Here is a 22,614-nt window from a genome sequence, read left to right on the forward strand (position 1 = left end):
ATCGCATGTCCCAGCCCTCGGAACCCGACGAGGAGCTGATGCGTGCGCTGTATCGAGAGCACGCCGGACCGCTGCTCGCGTACGTGCTGCGCCTGGTCGCCGGAGACCGGCAGCGCGCCGAGGACGTCGTGCAGGAGACGCTCATCCGTGCCTGGAAGAACGCCGGTCAGCTCAACCGAGCGACCGGATCGGTACGCCCCTGGCTGGTGACGGTCGCCCGGCGCATCGTCATCGACGGCCACCGCAGCCGGCAGGCCCGGCCGCAGGAGGTCGACCCGTCGCCGCTGGAGGTCATCCCCGCGGAGGACGAGATCGACAAGGCGCTGTGGCTGATGACGCTGTCGGACGCACTCGACGACCTGACCCCGGCCCACCGGGAGGTGCTCGTCGAGACGTACTTCAAGGGGCGTACCGTCAATGAGGCGGCAGAGACGCTGGGCATACCCAGTGGCACCGTGCGTTCACGGGTGTTCTACGCCCTGCGTTCGATGAAGCTGGCACTGGAGGAGCGGGGGGTGACGGCGTGATGAACACATACGGGGGATACGGAGCAGGGGGTCCGGGTATGTCTGGTCCCATGCAGGGAACACCGGGTGGCGGATCACTGGGCCCGAACGAACACGAGACCGTCGGTGCCTACGCCCTCGGGATTCTCGACGACGCCGAAGCAACCGCTTTCGAGGCCCATCTCGCCACCTGTGAGTGGTGCGCCCAGCAGCTCGACGAGCTCGCCGGGATGGAACCGATGCTGGCCGCCCTCGCCGACCTGCCCGGTGCCGGCACGCCCTCGATCGGCGAGTCGCTGTCCGCCAGGCCCAGCCCGCGGCTCGCGGAGAAGCTGGTCGACGAGGTCGCCGAGCGCCGCGCCCAGAAGCGCCGTCGCGGGATGTACATGGTGGCCGCGGCCGCCGCGCTGATCGTCGGCGGCCCGCTGGTCTCCGTCGCGGCGACCGGCGGCGACGACTCCGGGGGCGGCAACGTCCCGCTCCAGGCGTCCAGCCCCGCCAAGGCCGCGTTCGACGGTATGCCCGACCGGGTCGCCGCGACCGACCCGAACACCAAGGTCAGCGCGACCGTGGCCTTGGAGGAGAAGCCCCACGGCACCGACGCCGTCCTGGAGCTCAAGGGCGTCAAGGGCCCCGAGAAGTGCTCCCTGATCGCCGTCGGCAAGAACGGCGAGCGCGAGACGCTCAGCAACTGGTCCGTCCCGAACTGGGGCTACGGCCTCCCGAACGCCAAGACCGAGCAGGCCAAGAACCCGCTCTACGTCCAGGGCGGCGCCGCCTTCGCCCCCAACGAGATCGACCACTTCGTGGTCATGACCTTCGACGGTGAAGTGCTGGTCGAGGTCGACGCGTAAGTCGTACGGCAGGCCCCGGGACGTTGTGGACGACGGACCCGGGGCCCATACGTAGCCTTTCCGGGTCCCCTTCGCGTACGGTGGACGGCTGCCCAGCACGTCAGAAGGGGGCCCGGTGGCCGCTCAGGCTCAACAGGAAACCGCGCTCGGCTCGGTCCACGACTCCGTACGCGACCGAGAGATCGGCGTGGAACAGGAACACCTGGACCGGGTGTACCACCGCCTGGAGGAGAAGATCGACGAGGCGGAGTTCCTCATGCACGACGCGGCCAAACGCGGCCAGGTCGGCACGCCCGGTGCGCTCGCCGAGCGCGACGCGCAGGTCTTCCGGGCGGGCGTCCACCTGAACCGGCTGAACAACGAGTTCGAGGACTTCCTCTTCGGCCGCATCGACCTGCTGCCCGGCAAGGACGGCAAGAAGGGCCCGGACGGCGCGTACACCGCGGTCGAGCCCGCCGAGGGCGCGATCCGCGACGACGGCACGGCCGACATCGCCGAGACCCTGCACATCGGCCGCATCGGCGTCCTCGACCAGGACTACGCGCCGCTGGTCATCGACTGGCGGGCCCCCGCCGCGGCCCCCTTCTACCGCTCCACGCCGGTCGACCCCGGCCGGGTGGTCCGCCGCCGGGTCATCCGCTCCAAGGGCCGCCGCGTCCTCGGCGTCGAGGACGACCTGATGCGCCCTGAGCTGAAGGCCTTCCTCGACGGCGACGAACTGCCCGTCATCGGCGACGGTGCCCTGATGGCCGCCCTCGGGCAGGCCCGCAGCCACACCATGCGGGACATCGTCGCCTCCATCCAGGCCGAGCAGGACCTGGTCATCCGCGCCCCCGCCGCCTCCGTGACGTACGTCGAGGGCGGCCCCGGCACGGGCAAGACCGCCGTCGCCCTGCACCGCGCGGCGTACCTCCTCTACCAGGACCGGCGCCGCTACGCGGGCGGCATCCTGATCGTCTCGCCGACCCCGCTGCTGGTCGCGTACACCGAGGGCGTGCTGCCCTCCCTCGGCGAGGAGGGCCAGGTCGCCATCCGCGCGATCGGCTCGCTCGTCGACGGCGCCGAGGCCACGCTGTACGACTCCCCGTCCGTGGCCCGCGCCAAGGGCTCGTACCGCATGCTCAAGGTGCTGCGGAAGGCCGCCCGCGGAGCGCTGGAGCTGAACGATTCACCGCAGCGGCTGCGAGTCGTCGCCTTCGGCCGGCGGCTCGAACTGGAGGCCGCCGAGCTGGAGCGGATCCGGCAGGGCGCGCTGGGCGGCACGGCTCCGGTGAACCTGCTGCGCCCTCGGGCGCGCAGGCTGCTCCTCGACGCGCTGTGGGAGCAGTCGGGCGGCGCGACCCGCCACAGCGACCCCGAGCTCGCCGCCGAGCTGCGCTCCTCGTTCGACGAGGACGTGACATCGGAGGATGCCTTTGTGGGCTTCCTCGACGCCTGGTGGCCGGAGCTGACCCCGCAGCACGTGCTGCGGGCCATGGCCGACGAGAAGCGGCTGGGCCGCTGGGCCCGCCGGATCCTGAACCCGGGCGAGGTGCGCAAGGTGGCCCGCTCGCTCAGGCGGGACGGCCACTCCGTGCACGACATCGCCATGCTCGACGAGCTGCAGGCCCTCCTCGGTGTCCCCGCCCGCCCCCGGAAGAAGCGCGAGCTCGACCCGCTCGACCAGCTCACCGGCCTGGAGGAGCTGATGCCGGTGCGCGAGGAGTCGCAGCGCGAGCGGGCCGAGCGGCTGGCGCAGGAGCGCACCGAGTACGCGCACGTCATCGTCGACGAGGCCCAGGACCTCACGCCCATGCAGTGGCGCATGATCGGTCGGCGCGGCCGGCACGCCACCTGGACGGTCGTCGGCGACCCGGCCCAGTCCTCCTGGTCCGACCCGGACGAGGCGGCCGAGGCCCGCGACGAGGCGCTCGGCACCCGCCCCCGCCGCCGCTTCAACCTCACCGTGAACTACCGCAACCCGGCCGAGATCGCCGAACTGGCATCGAAGGTGCTGGCCCTCGCCATGCCGGGCTCCGAGTCGCCGTCGGCCGTCCGTTCCACGGGCGTCGAGCCCCGTTTCACCGTGGTACGGGAGTCCCTGGGGCACACCGTGCGCGAGGAGGCGGCCCGGCTCCTCGACCGCGTGGACGGCACGGTCGGCGTGGTGGTGGCCATGAACCGGCGCGAGGAGGCCCGGCGCTGGCTCGCCGGGCTCGGTGACCGGGTGGTGGCGCTCGGCAGCCTGGAGGCGAAGGGCCTGGAGTACGACGCGACGGTGGTCGTCTCGCCCGCGGAGATCGCCGACGAGTCGCCCGCCGGCCTGCGGGTGCTGTACGTCGCCCTGACCCGGGCCACCCAGCAGCTCACGGTCGTCTCCGACGCGCGCGACGAGCCGGACGCGGCCGGGGTGCCTGACCTGCTCAGAGACTGACGCGGAAGAGACCGACCCGGATGGACTCCCGGGACGGGAATGGCCGTGCGGGATCCGTTTGTTAGCCTTGACGTGACACCGGCCCGATCCAAGCCCCCGGGCCCAACCTTCGTCGCTTCGAGCGACCACTTGCCGCGAGGCGAGCATGGCGGGTCGGTGTCACTGACTTGTGAGAGGCCCACGTCACGATGTGATGTGGGCCTCTTTCGTTGCCTGATCAGTTCTCGTATGGTGGAAGGTGTTTTCCGAAATTGCATCCCTGGGTGTGAACTAAATGAGCGCAATCCCGGGCGGCTACCGCGTACTCAGGGGTAGGTGCGACGATCGGACGGCACAACGCAGCATTCGGTGAAAGCAGAGGAAGTCGGCCATGGCAACGGCGCCCAGCGTCTCCTACTCGATGACCATCCGGCTGGAGGTGCCCGCGAGCGGAACCGCCGTCTCGCAGCTCACCACCGTCGTGGAGTCCTCCGGAGGCTCGGTGACCGGCCTCGACGTCACCGCGTCCGGCCACGAGAAGCTCCGCATCGACGTCACCATCGCGGCGACCTCCACGAGCCACGCCGACGAGATCGTCGAGAAGCTCCGCGGCATCGAGGGCATCACGCTCGGCAAGGTCTCGGACCGTACGTTCCTCATGCACCTCGGCGGCAAGATCGAGATGGCGTCGAAGCACCCCATCCGCAACCGTGACGACCTGTCCATGGTCTACACGCCGGGTGTGGCCCGCGTCTGCATGGCGATCGCCGAGAACCCCGAGGACGCCCGCCGCCTCACCATCAAGCGCAACTCCGTTGCGGTCGTGACGGACGGCTCCGCCGTGCTGGGCCTCGGCAACATCGGCCCGAAGGCCGCGCTGCCCGTCATGGAGGGCAAGGCGGCCCTCTTCAAGCGGTTCGCCGGCATCGACGCCTGGCCCATCTGCCTGGACACCCAGGACACCGACGCCATCGTCGAGATCGTGAAGGCGATCGCCCCGGGGTTCGCCGGTATCAACCTCGAGGACATCTCCGCCCCCCGCTGCTTCGAGATCGAGGCGCGGCTGCGCGAGGCCCTCGACATCCCCGTCTTCCACGACGACCAGCACGGCACCGCGATCGTCGTCCTCGCCGCCCTCACCAACGCACTTCGCGTGGTGGACAAGGCAGTTGGGGACGTCCGGGTCGTCATGTCCGGCGCGGGCGCGGCCGGTACGGCGATCCTGAAGCTGCTGCTCGCCGCGGGCGTGAAGCACGCCGTTGTCGCCGACATCCACGGTGTCGTGCACGCCGGCCGCGAGGACCTGGTCGACGCCGCCGCCCCCGACTCGGCGCTGCGCTGGATCGCCGACAACACCAACCCCGACGGCATCACCGGCACCCTCAAGGACGCCGTGCGCGGAGCCGACGTCTTCATCGGCGTCTCGGCTCCCAACGTGCTCGACGGTGACGACGTGGCCGGGATGGCCGACGACGCGATTGTGTTCGCGCTCGCGAATCCGGACCCCGAGGTCGACCCGGCAATCGCCCGCCAGACGGCGGCAGTTGTGGCCACCGGCCGCTCCGACTTCCCCAACCAGATCAACAACGTCCTGGTCTTCCCGGGCGTCTTCCGTGGCCTGCTGGACGCACAGTCCCGTACTGTTAACACGGAGATGATGCTCGCCGCCGCGAAGGCGCTGGCGGACGTGGTGACCGAGGACGAACTGAACCCGAACTACATCGTCCCGAGCGTGTTCAACGACAAGGTCGCCGGCGCGGTCGCGGGTGCGGTGCGGGAAGCGGCGAAGGCTGCCGGAGCATCGGCGGCGGCGTTGTAGCACATGCGGCGTCGGCGTCGACCCGCGCTGGGCTGTGGCTGTGAGGATTGCCACGGCTGCGCTGGTCAACGGCGCGTCGTGGAACCACCCAGCGTCGGCTGCCATCTAGGGTGGCGGCCGGTCAGTGGCGCTTTTCGTGTGACTCCCAAGGGTGTTCTCACGACTCCTGCGGGTGCCGGATTGGCATTCCCGCCGCAGGTGGGGGCAGGATGCGTCCCTGGGCGCGAGCGTCGGACGACGGACCCGGGTCCGGGGACTGTCCGAGGACCCTGGCAGCATCGGCTTCGCTGTGCCTGATATGCGGCTCCGCCGCGTGGCACGCCTCAATGGCAAGAAGAACACGGGAGTAACAAAATGAACCGCAGTGAGCTGGTGGCCGCGCTGGCCGACCGCGCCGAGGTGACCCGCAAGGACGCCGACGCCGTGCTGGCCGCGTTCGCCGACGTGGTCGGCGAGATCGTCTCCAAGGGCGACGAGAAGGTCACCATCCCCGGCTTCCTGACCTTCGAGCGCACCCACCGTGCCGCTCGTACCGCGCGCAACCCGCAGACCGGCGACCCGATCCAGATCCCGGCCGGTTACAGCGTGAAGGTCTCCGCGGGCTCGAAGCTCAAGGAAGCGGCCAAGGGCCAGTAATCCTGCCCGTACACCACGGGACGGTGTACGGCGCCCGAGTAACGCCAATGGGGCGGCCACCCGGCATCCGGGAGGCCGCCCCATCGTCGTAGGAACTGTCAGCCGAGCGCCTTGCCCGGCAGCTCCGCCTTCGCGCCCAGCTCCACGAGCTTCTCCATGCTGTGCTCATCCGGGGGCGACCCCCGGACCCCCGGCCGGGACCGGCGCTGCCCCGGCCGGAGCGGTGAGGCTGCCGCCTATCCGAGCGCCTTGCCCGGCAGCTCCGCCTTCGCGCCCAGCTCCACGAGCTTCTCCATGCTGTGCTCATCCGGGGGCGACCCCCGGACCCCCGGCCGGGACCGGCGCTGCCCCGGCCGGAGCGGTGAGGCTGCCGCCTATCCGAGCGCCTTGCCCGGCAGCTCCGCCTTCGCGCCCAGCTCCACGAGCTTCTCCATGCTGTGCTCATCCGGGGGCGACCCCCGGACCCCCGGCCGGGACCGGCGCTGCCCCGGCCGGAGCGGTGAGGCTGCCGCCTATCCGAGCGCCTTGCCCGGCAGCTCCACCTTCGCGCCCAGCTCCACGAGCTTCTCCATGAAGTTCTCGTAGCCCCGGTTGATGAGGTCGATGCCGTGGACCCGGGACGTGCCCTGGGCGGCCAGCGCGGCGATGAGGTACGAGAAGCCGCCACGGAGGTCGGGGATGACCAGGTCGGCGCCCTGGAGGCGGGTGGGGCCGCTCACGACCGCCGAGTGCAGGAAGTTGCGCTGGCCGAAGCGGCAGTTCGAGCCGCCGAGGCACTCGCGGTAGAGCTGGATGTGGGCGCCCATCTGGTTGAGCGCGGACGTGAAGCCGAGACGGGACTCGTAGACCGTCTCGTGAATGATCGACAGCCCCGTCGCCTGCGTGAGGGCGACGACCAGCGGCTGCTGCCAGTCGGTCTGGAAGCCGGGGTGGACGTCCGTTTCGAGGGCGATGGACTTCAACTGCCCGCCGGGGTGCCAGAAGCGGATGCCCTCGTCGTCGATCTCGAAGGCGCCGCCCACCTTCCGGTAGGTGTTGAGGAACGTCATCATCGACCGCTGCTGAGCGCCACGGACATAGATGTTGCCCTCGGTCGCGAGCGCCGCGGACGCCCACGAGGCGGCCTCCAGGCGGTCCGGGAGGGCACGGTGGGTGTAGCCGCCGAGCCTGTCCACACCGGTGATGCGGATCGTGCGGTCGGTGTCCATCGCGATGATGGCACCCATCTTCTGCAGTACGCAGATGAGGTCCTCGATCTCCGGCTCGACCGCCGCGTTCGAGAGTTCCGTCACGCCCTCCGCGAGGACGGCCGTCAGCAGCACCTGCTCGGTCGCGCCCACGGACGGGTACGGCAGCTGGATCTTCGTACCGCGCAGCCGCTGCGGAGCCTCCAGGTACTGCCCGTCCGCCCGCTTCTCGATCCGCGCGCCGAACTGCCGCAGCACGTCGAAGTGGAAGTCGATGGGCCGGCCGCCGATGTCGCAGCCGCCCAGGCCCGGGATGAACGCATGGCCGAGGCGGTGCAGCAGGGGGCCGCAGAAGAGGATCGGGATGCGCGAGGAACCCGCGTGGGCATCGATGTCAGCGACGTTCGCGCTCTCCACCCGGGTCGGGTCGAGGACCAGCTCGCCCGGCTCCTCGCCCGGACGTACCGACACGCCGTGCAGCTGGAGCAGACCGCGGACCACACGGACGTCACGGATGTCCGGGACGTTGCGCAGTCGGCTCGGCGCACTGCCCAGCAGGGCGGCGACCATGGCCTTCGGTACGAGGTTCTTCGCACCACGGACACGGATCTCGCCCTCCAGCGGGGTTCCGCCGTGGACAAGCAGGACATCGTCGTTGACGGTCATGAATCTCGCGTTCCGATGAGTTGGGCAGGGGCCGGAGGGACAGACTAATGGCCGCCGACCCCCCTCCTGTAAGCCCAAGCAGCGCCCAGATCTGTCATAGCTCTGTCACAACACGAACCGTTCCCAATCGGGCACATGGGGTCACTGGCGGGGGCGTGCGCCGGGGGGTGCTTCCTGCCGCCCTCCCGTCTCCCACCACCACCCTCAAACGAGGCCTTATCAGGCCACTCCTTCAATTCATGGCTGCATTCACTCCCTACCTCCCATTGGCTCCCCACACCGAGCGAAGATGGGGGATCATGTCTGCCATGACCGAGGTGTCCTCGCTCACAGGGCGGCTGCTCGTGGCAACGCCCGCCCTGGCGGACCCGAACTTCGACCGCGCGGTGGTGCTCCTTCTCGACCACGACGAGGAGGGCTCGCTGGGTGTCGTTCTCAACCGTCCGACGCCGGTGGGGGTGGGCGACGTCCTGGAGGGCTGGGCGGAGCTGGCCGGCGAACCCGGCGTGGTCTTCCAGGGTGGGCCGGTCTCCCTGGACTCCGCTCTCGGTGTGGCGGTCATCCCGGGCGGCGCGTCCGGGGAGGCCGTCCCGCTCGGCTTTCGGCGGGTGCACGGCGCGATCGGCCTGGTCGACCTGGAGGCCCCGCCGGAGCTGCTCGCCTCGGCCCTCGGCTCATTGCGGATCTTCGCCGGATACGCGGGCTGGGGCCCCGGCCAGCTGGAGGACGAGCTGGTCGAGGGCGCCTGGTACGTGGTCGAGTCCGAACCGGGCGACGTCTACTACCCGGCCCCCGAACGGCTCTGGCGCGAGGTGCTGCGCAGGCAGCGCAACGAGCTGGCGATGGTGGCCACCTATCCGGACGACCCTTCGCTCAACTGATGCGTGTGAGCTTCAGTACCCTTGGCGGTATGAGCACTCTCGAGCCCGAGCGCGGGACTGGTACGGGGACACTCGTAGAGCCCACGCCGCAGACTTCCCACGGCGACGGTGACCACGAGCGCTTCGCCCACTACGTCCAGAAGGACAAGATCATGGCGAGCGCCCTCGACGGTACGCCCGTCGTGGCGCTGTGCGGCAAGGTCTGGGTGCCCGGCCGCGACCCGAAGAAGTACCCGGTGTGTCCCATGTGCAAGGAGATCTACGAGTCCATGGGCGCCGGCGGGGACGACAAGGGCAAGGGCGGCGACAAGAAGTAGGCCGTCAGGCCGGTAGGCCGTAGGTCCGTAGCCGGGTAGCTCTGCCCGTCTGGTTTTCCGGGAGGTCCCCCGGGGTGTGCTTCGGTGCGCTCCGGGGGCCTTCGTGTCGGGCCCCTCCCTGGACTCCTTCCGGCGTTTCTTCGGGGAGCAGGAATTCGGACGGCAATTCTTCAACAGTCCTGGTCGCCAAGTCCCTCATCATCAGCGACACTTCGCAGTCGACGCAAAGGACTGACGACGTGACTGCATTGACGGATCTGATTCCGGCGCCGCGTGCCGTCGAGGGACCCAGGCGCTGCGAGGTGCTGTTCGACCGGGAAACGGCCCTGTGGGCCGCCCCGGGCACGGGCACCACGGAGCGTTGGCTGCGCTCCACCGTGGGTGCGGCCCTCGGCCTGCCGTTTCCGTCCGGACCGGAGGACCGGCCCGGCTCCGTACGGCTGTACCTGGACGACGCGCTGGAGCCGGAGGCGTACCGGCTCTCCGTCGTCGCCGACCGGGGCGTCGAGATCCGGGGCGGCAGCGCGGCCGGCGTCTTCTGGGGTGCGCAGACACTGCGCCAACTCCTCGGCCCCGAGGCCTTCCGACACGCCCCCGTACGCCCCGGAACCACCCTCGGAATCCCGCACCAGATCATCGAGGACGCCCCCCGATTCCGCTGGCGCGGCCTCATGCTCGATGTCGCCCGGCACTTCATGCCCAAGGAGGGCGTGCTGCGCTATCTGGACCTGATGGCGGCGCACAAACTCAACGTCTTCCACTTTCACCTGACGGACGATCAGGGTTGGCGGATCGAGATCAGGCGGTACCCGAAGCTCACCGAGGTCGGCTCCTGGCGGGCGCGCACGAAATTCGGCCACCGGGCCTCGCCGTTGTGGGAGGAGAAGCCGCACGGTGGCTACTACACCCAGGACGACATCCGGGAGATCGTCGCCTACGCCGCCGAGCGGCATATCACCGTCGTCCCGGAAATCGACGTACCGGGACACTCGCAGGCCGCCATCGCCGCGTATCCGGAACTCGGCAACACCGACGTCATCGACACCACCGCCCTCACCGTCTGGGACACCTGGGGGATCAATCCGAACGTACTCGCCCCCACTGACAACACCCTGCGCTTCTACGAGGGGGTGTTCGAGGAAGTCCTGGAGTTGTTCCCCTCGGAGTTCATTCACGTCGGCGGCGACGAATGCCCGAAGGACCAGTGGAAGCAGTCGCCGTCCGCACAGGCGCGGATCAGGGAACTCGGGCTCGCCGACGAGGACGAGCTGCAGTCCTGGTTCGTCGGCCACTTCGACAAGTGGCTCTCCGCGCGCGGGCGCAGGCTCATCGGCTGGGACGAAATCCTGGAGGGTGGGCTCGCGGACGGGGCGGCCGTGTCGTCCTGGCGCGGCTATGCGGGCGGAGTCGCCGCCGCGCGGGCCGGTCATGACGTCGTCATGTGCCCGGAGCAGCAGGTGTACCTGGACCACCGCCAGTCCGCCGGCGCGGACGAACCCGTCCCGATCGGCTATGTGCGCACCCTGGAGGACGTCTACCGGTTCGAGCCGGTCCCGCCGCAGCTCGGCGGGGAGCAGACGCGTCATGTCCTGGGCGCGCAGGCCAACGTGTGGACCGAGGTGATGGAGGACCAGAGCCGGGTGGACTACCAGGTCTTCCCGAGGCTCGCGGCCTTCGCCGAGGTCGCCTGGAGTGCCCTGCCCGCCCCGGCGGAACGGGACTTCGAGGACTTCGAGCGGCGGATGGCCGTCCACCACCGGCGGCTCGACGCCCTGGGAGTGGCGTACCGGCCGCCCGCCGGACCGCGGCCCTGGCAGCGGCGTCCCGGCGTGCTCGGCCGGCCGATCGACGGTCCGCCCCCGAACAAGTGACGGAAAAAGCACCCAAGCGTCACTGAAGAGTGGCAATTCCAACGCACGGGTGACGAATGTCCAAATCGGACCATTTCCCTGGTGAGGTGGGCGAACGCCTCCTAGCGGACCCGCGCGTTCGGGCCCTGCGAAGATGTGCCAGAGTTGCCACGTCCGCCCTGTCAGCACGTACCGTACGGCAGCACGGGCGGGACCAGGTGGGGCAGCGGGAAGGGGCAAGCCGGTTTGACCACGCACGCACCGCAGGCGGCGCAGGCCGTCACGCTGCCCGCCACGCTGGACGAGGCAGTGGCGGCGCTCACCGTCATGCCCGCCGCAGTGCCCGTGGCCGGCGGCACCGATCTGATGACCGCCGTCAACTCGGGGCAGCTCAGGCCCGCTGCGCTGGTCGGCCTCGGCAAGATCAGCGAAATCCGCGGCTGGCAGTACCAGGACGGGCACGCCCTGCTCGGCGCGGGCCTCACCCACGCGCGTATGGGCCGCCCCGACTTCGCCGCGCTCATCCCGGCGCTCGCCGCCGCCGCGCGGGCCGCCGGTCCGCCGCACATCCGCAACGCCGGCACCCTGGGTGGCAACATCGCCACGGCCGCCCCCACCGGCGACGCGCTGCCGGTGCTGGCCGCCCTGGAGGCGACGCTGATCGTCGCGGGCCCGGGCGGAGCCCGCCGGGAGCTCCCGGTGTCGCACCTGCTGGCCGGCATGGAGATGCTGCGCGCCGGCGAACTCATCGGCTACGTGCGCGTGCCGCTGCTGCACGCGCCGCAGGTCTTCCTGAAGGCGACCGGCCGCACCGGCCCCGGGCGGGCCGTCGCGTCCGTCGCGCTCGTCCTCGACCCGGCCCGCCGCGGGGTCAGGTGTGCCGTCGGCGCCATAGCGCCGATGCCGCTCAGGCCCCTGGAGGCCGAGCAGTGGGTCGCGCAGCTCATCGACTGGGACAACAACCGCGCGATCGTCCCCGAGGCGCTGAACGCCTTCGGCGAGTACGTCGCCGCGGCCTGTATCCCCGACCCGGTCCCGGCCGAGGACGGCTCCGTACAGCAGCTTCCGCCCGCCGTACTGCACCTGCGGCGCACCGTCGCCGCGCTGGCCCGACGAGCACTGGGGAGGGCGCTGTCGTGACCGACGACCAGCACGAAGGGGGCACGCCCCAGGGTGGCGGCCGCTGGGACCCGCTGCCCCAGGGCGACTACGACGACGGCGCCACCGCCTTCGTGAAACTCCCCGAGGGCGGCGTCGACGCGCTGCTGGCCGCTGCCGAGAGCCCGCTCGCCGCGCCCGGCCACGGCTACGTACCGCCGCCGATAACGGTCACGCCCGCGACCACCGCCGGCACCGACCCCGCCGCCACCGGCACCTGGGCGATGCCCTCCGAAGGCGTGCAGTGGCCCGACCCGAACGCGGTGCCGCAGGACGCCTCCGGGCAGGACCAGTTCACGTACAACCCCCCGGCCACGGGCCAGTGGACCTTCGAGGACGCCAACGCCGCGGAGGCATCCGCGGCACCCGGCCACGACGTGACCGGGCAGTGGTCGATCCCCGTTGCGAACGGTGATCTTCCGGACGAATCGGGCGAGTTCACCACCTCGTCCCTCGTGGAGCAGTGGGGCGGCACACCACCGGCCACGCTTCCCGGGGGTGCATCCGCGCCATGGGCGACCGAGTCGGTGGGGCAGCCGTGGAGCCGGGAGCCGTCGCCGGGCGCGGGGACGGGGCCGTCCGGGCATGAGCACGGTGAGCCGGGGCCGTCCGGGGACCAGCGCCATGAGCCGGAACAGTCCGGTGCCGCCGCGCAGCAGCCCGATCCTGGGCAGTCCCATCCGGGGCAGGCCGCGCCATCCGCGTCCGCGTACGCGTCGGCCGCGCGCGCCGAGGAGGCCGCTCAGGCCGCCCGTCCCGCCCAGCCGTACGCGGAGGCTTCGCCGCCCGCCCCTGTGGCCGGTGAGACGGTCGAGGACACCCCAGGTGCCCATGGGCCCGAGGAGGCCGCTGAGAGCCCCGCTGAGTCCTCCGCGCCGCCCGCACCGGCCGGAGGTGCGGGCACCGGGCCGGAGGGCGCCGAGCAGCCCGTGACGGGCGCCGACGGCAAGACCACGGACGACGCCCCGGAGGAGGCCGACGCACCGGCCGCCCCGTCCGCACACGAGGAGCACCCGCTCGTCTCGTACGTGCTGCGCGTCAACGGCACGGAGCGCCCCGTCACCGACGCGTGGATCGGCGAGTCGCTGCTCTACGTCCTGCGGGAGCGGCTCGGCCTCGCGGGCGCCAAGGACGGCTGCTCGCAGGGCGAGTGCGGGGCCTGCAACGTCCAGGTCGACGGGCGGCTCGTCGCCTCCTGCCTGGTGCCCGCGGTCACCGCGGCCGGTAGTGAGGTGCGCACCGTGGAGGGCCTGGCCGCCGACGGACAGCCCTCGGACGTGCAGCGGGCCCTCGCCAGGTGCGGTGCGGTGCAGTGCGGTTTCTGCGTGCCGGGCATGGCGATGACCGTGCACGACCTCCTGGAGGGCAACCCGGCGCCGACCGAGCTGGAGACCCGCCAGGCGCTGTGCGGCAACCTGTGCCGCTGCTCCGGCTACCGGGCCGTCCTGGACGCCGTCAAGGACGTCGTCGCCGAACGCGAGGCGCACTCCGCGGCCGACGCGGCCGAACACGACGCGGACGAGGCACGTATCCCCCACCAGGCGGAGCCCGGGGCCGGCGGCGTCAACCCGTCGGCGTTCGAGTCCCCCGGATCACCCGGACCGCATGACCAGCCGTACGGACAGGGACAGGACGGAGGCCAGGCGTGAGCAACGAAGCCGCCACCGCGACCACCACCGCGGAGGCCGTCCCCGCTGCCGAGTCGATCCCGCACGGCCTCGGCGCCTCCCTGCCCGCCGCGGACGCCCGCGCGAAGACCGAGGGCACCTTCCCGTACGCGGCCGACCTGTGGGCCGAAGGCCTGCTGTGGGCGGCCGTGTTGCGCTCACCGCACCCGCACGCGCGCATTGTGTCCATCGACACCTCCCACGCGCGCGAGATGCCCGGCGTACGGGCCGTCGTGACGCACGAGGACGTGCCCGGCGCGCCGCTGCACGGCCGCGGCAGGTCCGACCGCCCCGTGTTCGCCTCCGAGGTCGTACGCCACCACGGTGAACCCATCGCCGCCGTCGCCGCCGACCACCCGGACACCGCGCGGATGGCCGCCGCGGCCGTCATCGTCGAGTACGAGGTACTCGACCCGGTGACCGACCCCGAGCAGGCCTTCGAGGCCGAGCCGCTGCACCCCGACGGCAACCTGATCCGGCACATCCCGCTGCGCCACGGCGACCCGGAGGCGGCCGGCGAGGTCGTCGTCGAGGGCCTGTACCGCATCGGCCGCCAGGACCCGGCGCCCATCGGCGCCGAGGCGGGCCTCGCCGTGCCGCGCCCCGACGGCGGAGTGGAGCTGTACCTGGCGTCCACGGACCCGCACACCGACCGCGACACCGCCGCCGCCTGCTACGGCCTGGAACCGGAGCGCGTGAAGGTCGTCGTCACCGGAGTGCCCGGCGCCACCGCCGACCGCGAGGACCAGGGCTTCCAACTCCCGCTCGGCCTGCTGGCGTTGAAGACCGGCTGCCCGGTGAAACTGACCGCCACGCGCGAGGAGTCCTTCCTGGGCCACCCGCACCGGCATCCGACCCTGCTCAGGTACCGCCACCACGCGGACGCCGAGGGCAAGCTGGTGAAGGTCGAGGCGCAGATCCTGCTGGACGCGGGCGCATACGCCGACACCTCCTCGGACGCCCTCGCGGCCGCCGTCTCCTTCGCCTGCGGCCCGTACGTCGTTCCGAACGCCTTCATCGAGGGCTGGGCCGTGCGCACCAACAACCCGCCCTCCGGCCATGTGCGCGGCGAGGGCGCGATGCAGGTGGCCGCCGCCTACGAGGCGCAGATGGACAAGCTGGCGAAGAAGCTGGGCGTCGACCCGGCGGAGCTGCGCCTGCGCAACGTCATGGCGACGGGCGACGTACTCCCGACGGGCCAGACGGTGACGTGCCCGGCTCCCGTCGCGGAACTCCTCCAGGCCGTACGGGACTTCCCCCTGCCGGCCCTGCCCAAGGACACGCCCGAGGACGAGTGGCTGCTGCCCGGCGGCCCCGAGGGCGCGGGCGAACCGGGCGCGGTGCGCCGCGGCGTCGGATACGGCCTCGGCATGGTGCACATGCTCGGCGCGGAGGGCGCCGACGAGGTCTCCACGGCGACGGTGAAGGTCCAGGACGGCGTGGCGACGGTGCTCTGTGCGGCCGTCGAGACCGGCCAGGGCTTCAGCACGCTCGCCCGTCAGATCGTCCAGGAGACGCTGGGCATCGACGAGGTGCATGTGGCCCCCGTGGACACCGACCAGCCGCCGGCCGGCGCGGGCTGCCGCGGCCGCCACACATGGGTGTCGGGCGGTGCGGTGGAGCGGGCGGCGAAGATGGTCCGCACGCAGCTGCTGCAGCCGCTGGCGCACAAGTTCGGCATGTCCACCGAGCTGCTCCAGATCACCGACGGCAAGATCACGTCGTACGACGGAGTCCTGTCGACCACCGTCACCGAGGCGATGGACGGCAAGGAACTGTGGGCGACCGCGCAGTGCCGCCCGCACCCGACCGAACCGCTCGACGCGACCGGCCAGGGCGACGCCTTCGTCGGGCTCGCCTTCTGCGCGATCCGCGCCGTGGTCGACGTCGACATCGAGCTCGGTTCCGTACGGGTGGTCGAGCTGGCGGTCGCCCAGGACGTCGGCCGGGTGCTGAACCCGACGCAGCTCGCGGCCCGTATCGAGGCGGGCGTCACCCAGGGCGTGGGCATCGCCCTCACGGAGAACCTGCGCACCCCGCGCGGAGTGATACGGCATCCCGATCTCACCGGGTACGCCCTGCCGACCGCCCTTGACGCCCCCGACATCCGGATCGTCAAGCTGGTCGAGGAACGCGACGTGGTCGCCCCCTTCGGCGCGAAGGCGGCCAGTGCGGTACCGGTCGTGGCGTCCCCGGCTGCGATCGCGTCGGCCGTGCGCGCCGCGACGGGCCGCCCGGTGAACCGACTGCCGATCCGCCCGCAGGCGGCGGTGGTGACGGGCCAGTGAGCCACAGCCGCTGATTCTCCGACGGACGCTGTTCGCTCGCTGTTTGCGCAGGTCGGAGCGATTGTCAGTGGTGCCGCGTAGTGTTCTGGGCAGTGGGGACGGCCGGTGCCGCGAGGCACGGACGACCGGCGTCACCCTGGGGACAACCATGCGCGGGGGAACCATGAGCACGATCGATGCCGCTCCGGCGGTGATCACCTTGACGGAGGACGAGCTGGATCCGTACGTCACGCATGCGCCGACGCGCCGCTGGCTGACGGGTCCCGGACTGCCGGGCGACAGCGGGCTGTTGACGTTCGAGGCGCTGCGCAGCGACGGCCTGCGTACGGTGGCGGACTCGACGGGCGACCCCGACCGCCTGGCGGCCCAGCTGAGCGAACAGCTGGTCATAGGGGGACTCCTGGCCCCCGAGGGCCTGGAGGGCGAGTCGGTCCTGCTCGACGGCGCGACGGGCGAGGTCTCGACGACGTACTTCTTCCACGACCGCCCCGACCTGATGGACACCCGCCCGCTCGCTCCTTCCCTGCGGACGCTGGTGCGCTTCGCGTCGACGACCGAGGAACTGGCCCATCTGCGCGGACAGTTCGCCGCGTACGCGGGCCGCTTCGGGCCGAAGGCGGTGGCGCGGGCGTCACGCCAACTGCTGGCGGTGTTCGAGGAGGAGACGGGCCCGGACGGTGAAGTGCCCTCGTTCTGGCGGATGGCGGCACTGATCCGTCCCCTCGCCCTGGTGGCGGGCCCGGGTACGGAATCCGGCCTCACCCTCGACCTGCCGTCCCGCCTGCTGGACCAGGAGTTCGGCCCGGGCCGGGTCGCCCGCTTCGAGGACGTCGACTTCCCCGCCATGCTCACCCACGAACCGACCCGCCGCTTCCTGCGCGAGACGGGCCTGCCCGAGGACGGCTTCCTCTTCTCCCTGGACACGGACGTCCCGCTGCCGACCCTGACCGAGTACTACGCGGACGAGCGCCCCGGCGACTACCCGGCCGAGCAACTCCCCGCGCGTGCCGACCACTTGATACGCCTCGGATACCTCATCGAGGACAACAGCCTGGTCGTCGACGGCGCGACGGGCGAGGTGCTGAACTGGAACGAGCCCGAGGCGAGGCTGTACGCCCTCAACACGGATGTCTCCACGCTGGCTTTCACCCTCTGGCTGCTGCACCGGGAGAAGACGATCGACGAGACGTCGGACCACGCGCTCACGACCGACGCCTACGACCAGCTGGCGGCGACGATGATCCAGGTCCTGAGAACCGTCGACCCGACGAGCACGACACCCTCCTCGCCCTGGCACTACTGGACGGAACTGTTCCAGGACGAGGCGGGCGGGGTCCTCTGAGACGGGTTGACGTGGAGGCCGTGGCGGGAATCGAACCCGCGTAACACGCCGCCCACCAGGTGCACCGCACCTTCCGCACCGCCCTCAACGAGGCTGTACGGCGCGGCCACCTCGGCAAGAACCCGGTTCAGTTGGCCAAGGCCCCGAAGACGGGTGAGTGCGAGGTGGAGCCCTACAGCGTGCAAGAGGTACAGCGGTTGCTGAAGGCCGCTGACCAGCACCGTAACTCCGCACGCTGGGCCGTCGCCCTCGCCCTCGGACTGCGCCAAGGGGAGGTGCTGGCCCTGAGATGGGAAGACGTGGACCTTGACGGTGGGTTCCTCGTGGTCCGTCGTAGTCGCCACCGGCCGCAGTACACGCACGGGTGCGTGGAACCCTGCGGACGCAAGGCCGCCGGGTACTGCCCGCAAAGGCGACGCACCAACCCGGAGATTTCCACCACCAAGTCGCGTGCCGGCCGCCGCGCGGTCGGCCTCCCTGAACAGCTCGTTGACCTACTGCGGACCCACCACAAGGCGCAGGAAGCGGAGCGGCAGGCGGCCGGAAAGCGCTGGGTGGAGAACGGTTTGGTGTTCCCGGACGAGTACGGCCGCAGCCCGTCCCACCGTCGGGACTGGGCCGAGTGGAAGGCTCTACTGGCAGAGGCGAACGTCCGGGACGGGCGTCTCCACGACGCGCGCCACACGGCCGCCACGGTGCTGCTCATCCTCAATGTCCCCGAGCGAGCCGTCATGGGGCTCATGGGGTGGTCTACGACCGCCATGGCCGCCCGGTATCAGCACATGGTGGACGCCGTGCGAGCCGACATCGCGAGCCAGGTGGACGGCCTAATCTGGAGAACCGAGACGGACCGTCGGGACGATGACGACGGGGCGGCCGGCGCGCTGGTACCGGTCAGGTGAGACGGAAACTGAGATGGACAATAGGGCGGTATCACTGATGGGATGCCGCCCTATTGACGCAGCCACGAAGGTGAATCGGCGCCCTGGAGCCCGCCGTTCGGGCATACGCTGACGGAGCGGCATCGAATACACGTTCACGTGCGCTCCGCAGTGCGACTTGCGCCCTGCCCAACTCAGTGGTGGGCTGGTGTAGAGGGCTTAGCAAGCGGTGGGACCCGCCCGACAGTAGCTGGCCCGACGAATCCAGCACCTCACCGCAGGGGTCAAGGTGCTCACTGCCCGGATCAGCGTGTCCATAGCTGCGGAGACCGCGGGACGCCGTCGAAACGACAAGCTTATTGGCCAATGCGAATCGCGCGGTGTTGTCGCTTACGCATTGGCGTGAGGCGAATTCTTTGACTAACAATCACCGTTCCTTGCCCTATCGCAGGAAAGGTTAGCTCGACATGACTAGGCAACCCGGCTGGGCTTCCTGCCCCAACTGCCAAGGCCTTCATTTCGCAGGGCATGACTTCAAGGGAGCCTGCCCGGCAGGAGGCCAGCACAGCCAGGAGGGCACCTTCGGCTACGAGATCGACTTCGACGTGCCGGCAGAGGAAAATGTGCAACACGGCTGGGCTTCCTGCCCCAACTGTAAAGGTCTCCATTTCGCTGAATTCAAGGGGACCTGCCCCGCAGGAGGTCAGCACAGCACGGAGGGCAGCTTCGCCTACGCTCTCCGTTTCAATGTCCCTCCGTTGCCGGGTTCTCAGCCCGAGTGGAATGCCTGCCCGAAATGCCAGAGCCTGTTCTTCGGCCCGTTCCGAGGAAAGTGCCCGGCTGACGGTGAAACTCACAGCGGCGAAAACAGCTTCAACTATGTTGTCCCGCACTCCTCGCGTCTTCAGTTCCGTCTGCGAGGCTTCAGGGAAAACCAATCAACGGATGATTTTCTCCAAGGTGGGGACGATGAAATATTCATATCTGCCACGGGACTTGACTCATCATCTGTAAGAGTCGGCCCGGACGGCAAGCCCGTTGTGAATCTAATTACGGCACAGCCAGTCGGTGATGTGTCTGAGGATTCCGTGCGAGGTCCTTGGGGTGCAAATCCTCACGCACTCATCGAGTTCGATCTCCTGCAGCAGGGCGACTTTCCACGCACATACACCACCACGCTCTTCGTCGTGGAGCAGGACAACGGGGATCTCCAACAGGACTTCCAAGAACTCCACCAGCAGGTCGGCGGCAAGATGAAAGCAGCCGTCGTGGGTGTTGCCGCTGGCGTGGGAGCAGGCATCGGCGCGGCAGTAGGCTCAGCGGTGCCAGGGATCGGAACTGCCGTAGGGGGTGCTCTAGGGGCTCTCGCCGGCGCCGGCTACGACGGGCTGATCAGTGTCATTGACGAAGGCTTGCAGGATGAGATCTTCACGCCCATCCCGATCACCCTCACGGTCGACAGTCCCTGGCGCATCAGGACACAACCTGACGTCGATTCCCTGAAGGCCCAGAAAGTACGCGAACACGACGCCGACTACGACATCGTTTACGACTGGCATGTCGTTTAATGACGGCACGGTTTCTGGCAGGGCTGGTGGGCCCTGGCGTCTGCTGCCGCACCCGCGCCGGCGAGCCTCACCTTGTCCGTGCACGGAGCGCGCCCGTACCGGCCAACTGAGACGGACGACCAAAAGGGCGGCAACCCCTCGGGGGTGCCGCCCTTTTGTTTTGCCTGGTCAAGGCAGTTGAGGCCGTGGCGGGAATCGAACCCACGTAACTCGCTTTGCAGGCGAGCCCCTCAACCACTCGGGCACACGGCCGTGTGATTCGAAGGTAGGGCGGGCTGACGTGGGTCTCAAGGAAAGCCGGGGCGCTGCAACGGGACTGCCATACGGCGTTCATGAAAGCTCAGGAAAGGGCCGCCGGACCTACGACCATGGGCTGAGAGCACCACCGTCTCCCGACAGGGGTCACGTCGGGTTGTGCCCCTTACGCTGGCGTACATGGCTGCCCTGGAACCCCGCGACACCGACGTCGCAGACACCCGGACCGTCCCGTCGGAATCCGACAGCGAGGGTGTGCTGAGCCGGTCCTACCGGGCGCTCAGCGTCGGGATCGTCTCCGTCGTGCTGCTGATCGCCTTCGAGGCGACGGCGGTCGGGACCGCGATGCCGGTCGCGGCGCGGGAGTTGGACGGTGTGTCGCTGTACGCGTTCGCGTTCTCCGGGTACTTCACGACCAGCCTGTTCGGGATGGTGCTCGCCGGTCAGTGGTCGGACCGGCGCGGCCCCCTCGGCGCGCTGACCACGGGTATCGCGGCGTTCGCCGCGGGGCTGCTGCTGTCCGGGACCGCGGCTGCGATGTGGCCGTTCATCCTCGGGCGGGCGGTGCAGGGGCTCGGCGGCGGGCTGGTCATCGTCGCGCTGTACGTCGTCGTGAGCCGCGCCTACCCGGAGCGGCTGCGGCCGGCGATCATGGCGGCGTTCGCGGCGGCCTGGGTCGTGCCGTCGATCGTGGGGCCGCTCGCCTCGGGGACGGTGACCGAACACCTCGGCTGGCGTTGGGTGTTCGTCGGGATCCCGGTGCTCGTCGTCCTTCCGCTGGCGCTGGCGCTGCCGCAGATACGACGCCGGGCGTCCGGGGCCGTCGATGACTCGGCGGACGGAGCCTCCTTCGACCACCGCCGGATCCGGCTCGCCCTCGGCATCTCCCTCGGCGCGGGCCTGCTCCAGTACGCCGCCCAGGATCTGCGCTGGCCCTCTCTGATCCCCGGCATCGTGGGTGCCGCCCTCCTCGTGCCGGCGGTGCTCGGGCTGCTCCCACGCGGCACCTACCGGGCGGCACGCGGACTGCCTTCCGTGGTGCTGCTGCGCGGTGTCGCCGCCGGATCCTTCATCGCCGCGGAGTCCTTCGTGCCGCTGATGCTGGTCACCCAGCGAGGGCTGTCGCCGACGCTCGCCGGTTTCTCGCTGGCGGCGGGCGGGGCGACGTGGGCGCTGGGTTCGTGGGTGCAGTCGCGACCGCGCCTGGAGCGGTACCGCGAACGCCTGATGACGCTGGGGATGCTGCTGGTCGCGGTGGCCATCGCCACCGCGCCGAGTGTCCTGCTCGATTCTGTCCCCGTATGGATCGTGGCCGTCGCCTGGGGCTTCGGCTGCTTCGGCATGGGTCTGGTGATCTCGTCCACCAGCGTCCTGCTGCTCCACCTCTCCGCCCCCGAGGAGGCCGGCACCAACTCCGCCGCCCTCCAGATCTCCGACGGTCTGTCCAACGTGGTCCTCCTCTCGGCGGGCGGCGCGGCCTTCGCGGCCCTGGGCGGCGGCACGGTGACGCACGCGGCGACCGAGGCCACGGGTTCGCATCCGGCCGCCTTCGCCGCCGTGTTCCTGCCGATGGCGGGGGTGGCGTTGGTGGGGGCTTGGGTGACTACGCGGTTGCGGGAGCGGTAAGCCGTAAACCGATCGCCGCCATGTGACCGTGGCCCCTACTCTCCTTGCATGCAAGAGCTCACTCTCCGTATCACCCCCGACCTCCGGCAGGCCCTCGACGACCTCGCGGACGCGTGCGGTCGTCGGCCGGAGGACCTCGCCCTGGAAGCCGTACGCAGGCATCTGCAAGACGAGGGCGCGCGCGTGCGCTCCACCGCGGAGCGGCTGGCCGCGGCGCACGCCGATCTGCTGAGGAGGTTGGGGGAGTGACCCGGTACCTGACGGTTGCGGAGGTGACCGCCCTCGCCGAGAGCGCCTTCGGCGGCCGCGCGCCGGAGGCCCGTGCGCCCGGGTTGCTCGCCTCGGCCGTGCACCGGCCTCGCGCCCGGATGTTCGGTACGGCGGCCTACGACGACCTCTACGAGCAGGCCGCCGCCCTGCTTCACGCGATCGCGACGAACCATCCCCTCGTCGACGGGAACAAGCGCACCGCGTGGCTTGCTGCGGTGACGTTTCTGACCCTCAACGGGGTCGATCCGGCGGGCTGCGACCAGGACGCGGCGTATGACCTGGTCGTCGATGTGGCCTCGGGTGCGGAGCGTGATGTGGAGGGGATCGCGGGGCGGCTGCGGGAGTTGTGACGTGGATCCCACCCACGGGCGACCCGGCGCAGTTGGCGCATTGACACCGCCGGCCCGCCGGTAGGGTGGCCCGGTTGTCCTACGTAGCCGAGCCGCCCGAC

At 70.5% G+C, this 22,614-nt stretch carries 17 protein-coding genes, 1 tRNA gene and 1 pseudogene; 17 read left to right on the forward strand and 2 right to left on the reverse strand.

All coding sequences use genetic code 11. The annotated features are described in order from the left end of the window. Positions 1 to 5: 5 nt before the first annotated feature. From ACKTSN_RS29110 to ACKTSN_RS29130, 5 genes are all read left to right on the forward strand, one after another. On the forward strand, positions 6 to 527 hold the full coding sequence (locus ACKTSN_RS29110) for a sigma-70 family RNA polymerase sigma factor (RefSeq protein ID WP_010039908.1): 522 nt from the start codon (positions 6 to 8) through the stop codon (positions 525 to 527). 50 nt (positions 528 to 577) lie between these two features. Continuing rightward, a complete protein-coding gene (locus ACKTSN_RS29115; protein ID WP_409471813.1) occupies positions 578 to 1,360 on the forward strand; it encodes an anti-sigma factor family protein in 783 nt (260 codons plus the stop codon). A gap of 115 nt (positions 1,361 to 1,475) precedes the next feature. Further along, positions 1,476 to 3,773: a HelD family protein gene (locus ACKTSN_RS29120; protein ID WP_409471814.1), complete on the forward strand. Its 2,298-nt coding sequence runs from the start codon at positions 1,476 to 1,478 to the stop codon at positions 3,771 to 3,773. 370 nt (positions 3,774 to 4,143) lie between these two features. Then, a complete protein-coding gene (locus ACKTSN_RS29125) occupies positions 4,144 to 5,571 on the forward strand; it encodes an NAD-dependent malic enzyme (RefSeq protein WP_409471815.1) in 1,428 nt (475 codons plus the stop codon). 354 nt (positions 5,572 to 5,925) lie between these two features. After that, positions 5,926 to 6,207, forward strand: a complete 282-nt coding sequence (locus ACKTSN_RS29130) for an HU family DNA-binding protein (RefSeq protein ID WP_129799764.1) — start codon at positions 5,926 to 5,928, stop codon at positions 6,205 to 6,207. A gap of 512 nt (positions 6,208 to 6,719) precedes the next feature. Here ACKTSN_RS29130 and murA read toward each other — a convergent pair. Then, the gene (gene murA / locus ACKTSN_RS29135; RefSeq protein WP_409471816.1) at positions 6,720 to 8,060 is read right to left on the reverse strand and encodes a UDP-N-acetylglucosamine 1-carboxyvinyltransferase; all 1,341 of its coding nucleotides are present in this window, start codon (positions 8,058 to 8,060) and stop codon (positions 6,720 to 6,722) included. Between the two features lie 308 nt (positions 8,061 to 8,368). On the opposite strand from murA, the gene ACKTSN_RS29140 reads away from it, so the two are divergent. The 9 genes and pseudogenes from ACKTSN_RS29140 (at position 8,369) to ACKTSN_RS29180 (ending at position 20,012) form a co-directional block, all read left to right on the forward strand. Beyond that, positions 8,369 to 8,941: a YqgE/AlgH family protein gene (locus tag ACKTSN_RS29140; RefSeq protein ID WP_409471817.1), complete on the forward strand. Its 573-nt coding sequence runs from the start codon at positions 8,369 to 8,371 to the stop codon at positions 8,939 to 8,941. Positions 8,942 to 8,970: 29 nt separating this feature from the next. Beyond that, the gene (locus tag ACKTSN_RS29145) at positions 8,971 to 9,258 is read left to right on the forward strand and encodes a DUF3039 domain-containing protein (RefSeq protein WP_030054422.1); all 288 of its coding nucleotides are present in this window, start codon (positions 8,971 to 8,973) and stop codon (positions 9,256 to 9,258) included. 239 nt (positions 9,259 to 9,497) lie between these two features. Then, positions 9,498 to 11,129: a beta-N-acetylhexosaminidase gene (locus ACKTSN_RS29150; RefSeq protein ID WP_409471818.1), complete on the forward strand. Its 1,632-nt coding sequence runs from the start codon at positions 9,498 to 9,500 to the stop codon at positions 11,127 to 11,129. 225 nt (positions 11,130 to 11,354) lie between these two features. Continuing rightward, positions 11,355 to 12,248 (forward strand): FAD binding domain-containing protein, encoded by an 894-nt coding sequence (locus ACKTSN_RS29155; protein ID WP_409471819.1) that lies wholly within the window; start codon positions 11,355 to 11,357, stop codon positions 12,246 to 12,248. Then, positions 12,245 to 13,915: a 2Fe-2S iron-sulfur cluster-binding protein gene (locus ACKTSN_RS29160; RefSeq protein ID WP_409471820.1), complete on the forward strand. Its 1,671-nt coding sequence runs from the start codon at positions 12,245 to 12,247 to the stop codon at positions 13,913 to 13,915. The genes ACKTSN_RS29155 and ACKTSN_RS29160 overlap by 4 nt, the downstream gene beginning before the upstream one ends. Continuing rightward, positions 13,912 to 16,221: a xanthine dehydrogenase family protein molybdopterin-binding subunit gene (locus tag ACKTSN_RS29165; protein ID WP_409471821.1), complete on the forward strand. Its 2,310-nt coding sequence runs from the start codon at positions 13,912 to 13,914 to the stop codon at positions 16,219 to 16,221. Before ACKTSN_RS29160 ends, ACKTSN_RS29165 begins: the two co-directional genes overlap by 4 nt. A 163-nt stretch (positions 16,222 to 16,384) precedes the next feature. Next, on the forward strand, positions 16,385 to 17,563 hold the full coding sequence (locus ACKTSN_RS29170; RefSeq protein WP_409471822.1) for an SUKH-4 family immunity protein: 1,179 nt from the start codon (positions 16,385 to 16,387) through the stop codon (positions 17,561 to 17,563). A gap of 50 nt (positions 17,564 to 17,613) precedes the next feature. After that, positions 17,614 to 18,465: pseudogene (locus tag ACKTSN_RS29175) on the forward strand (tyrosine-type recombinase/integrase); the annotation flags it as partial. 446 nt (positions 18,466 to 18,911) lie between these two features. Next, positions 18,912 to 20,012, forward strand: coding sequence for a hypothetical protein (locus ACKTSN_RS29180; protein ID WP_409471823.1), 1,101 nt, complete (start codon positions 18,912 to 18,914; stop codon positions 20,010 to 20,012). Between the two features lie 180 nt (positions 20,013 to 20,192). Here the strand turns inward: ACKTSN_RS29180 and ACKTSN_RS29185 are convergent. After that, positions 20,193 to 20,264, reverse strand: a tRNA-Cys gene (locus ACKTSN_RS29185). A gap of 183 nt (positions 20,265 to 20,447) precedes the next feature. Here ACKTSN_RS29185 and ACKTSN_RS29190 point away from each other — a divergent pair. Genes ACKTSN_RS29190 through ACKTSN_RS29200 form a run of 3 tightly spaced genes read left to right on the forward strand, consistent with a single transcriptional unit; the run spans position 20,448 to position 22,513 of the window. Further along, positions 20,448 to 21,893, forward strand: a complete 1,446-nt coding sequence (locus tag ACKTSN_RS29190; RefSeq protein WP_409471824.1) for an MFS transporter — start codon at positions 20,448 to 20,450, stop codon at positions 21,891 to 21,893. 48 nt (positions 21,894 to 21,941) lie between these two features. Continuing rightward, on the forward strand, positions 21,942 to 22,142 hold the full coding sequence (locus tag ACKTSN_RS29195) for a hypothetical protein (protein WP_409471825.1): 201 nt from the start codon (positions 21,942 to 21,944) through the stop codon (positions 22,140 to 22,142). Beyond that, positions 22,139 to 22,513, forward strand: a complete 375-nt coding sequence (locus ACKTSN_RS29200) for a type II toxin-antitoxin system death-on-curing family toxin (protein WP_409471826.1) — start codon at positions 22,139 to 22,141, stop codon at positions 22,511 to 22,513. The genes ACKTSN_RS29195 and ACKTSN_RS29200 overlap by 4 nt, the downstream gene beginning before the upstream one ends. The last annotated feature ends 101 nt before the right edge of the window (positions 22,514 to 22,614 follow it).

Source organism: Streptomyces flavusporus (assembly GCF_046267975.1).
GTDB lineage: Bacteria > Actinomycetota > Actinomycetes > Streptomycetales > Streptomycetaceae > Streptomyces > Streptomyces flavusporus.

What these genes read in the sequence shown, in the direction of transcription:
- ACKTSN_RS29110 (WP_010039908.1), top strand. Translation starts at nt 6, where the DNA reads ATGTCCCAGCCCTCGGAACCCGACGAGGAGCTGATGCGTGCGCTGTAT.
- ACKTSN_RS29115 (WP_409471813.1), top strand. Translation starts at nt 578, where the DNA reads ATGCAGGGAACACCGGGTGGCGGATCACTGGGCCCGAACGAACACGAG.
- ACKTSN_RS29125 (WP_409471815.1), top strand. Translation starts at nt 4,144, where the DNA reads ATGGCAACGGCGCCCAGCGTCTCCTACTCGATGACCATCCGGCTGGAG.
- ACKTSN_RS29130 (WP_129799764.1), top strand. Translation starts at nt 5,926, where the DNA reads ATGAACCGCAGTGAGCTGGTGGCCGCGCTGGCCGACCGCGCCGAGGTG.
- murA (WP_409471816.1), bottom strand. Translation starts at nt 8,060, where the DNA reads ATGACCGTCAACGACGATGTCCTGCTTGTCCACGGCGGAACCCCGCTG.
- ACKTSN_RS29140 (WP_409471817.1), top strand. Translation starts at nt 8,369, where the DNA reads ATGACCGAGGTGTCCTCGCTCACAGGGCGGCTGCTCGTGGCAACGCCC.
- ACKTSN_RS29145 (WP_030054422.1), top strand. Translation starts at nt 8,971, where the DNA reads ATGAGCACTCTCGAGCCCGAGCGCGGGACTGGTACGGGGACACTCGTA.
- ACKTSN_RS29170 (WP_409471822.1), top strand. Translation starts at nt 16,385, where the DNA reads ATGAGCACGATCGATGCCGCTCCGGCGGTGATCACCTTGACGGAGGAC.
- ACKTSN_RS29180 (WP_409471823.1), top strand. Translation starts at nt 18,912, where the DNA reads ATGACTAGGCAACCCGGCTGGGCTTCCTGCCCCAACTGCCAAGGCCTT.
- ACKTSN_RS29190 (WP_409471824.1), top strand. Translation starts at nt 20,448, where the DNA reads ATGGCTGCCCTGGAACCCCGCGACACCGACGTCGCAGACACCCGGACC.
- ACKTSN_RS29195 (WP_409471825.1), top strand. Translation starts at nt 21,942, where the DNA reads ATGCAAGAGCTCACTCTCCGTATCACCCCCGACCTCCGGCAGGCCCTC.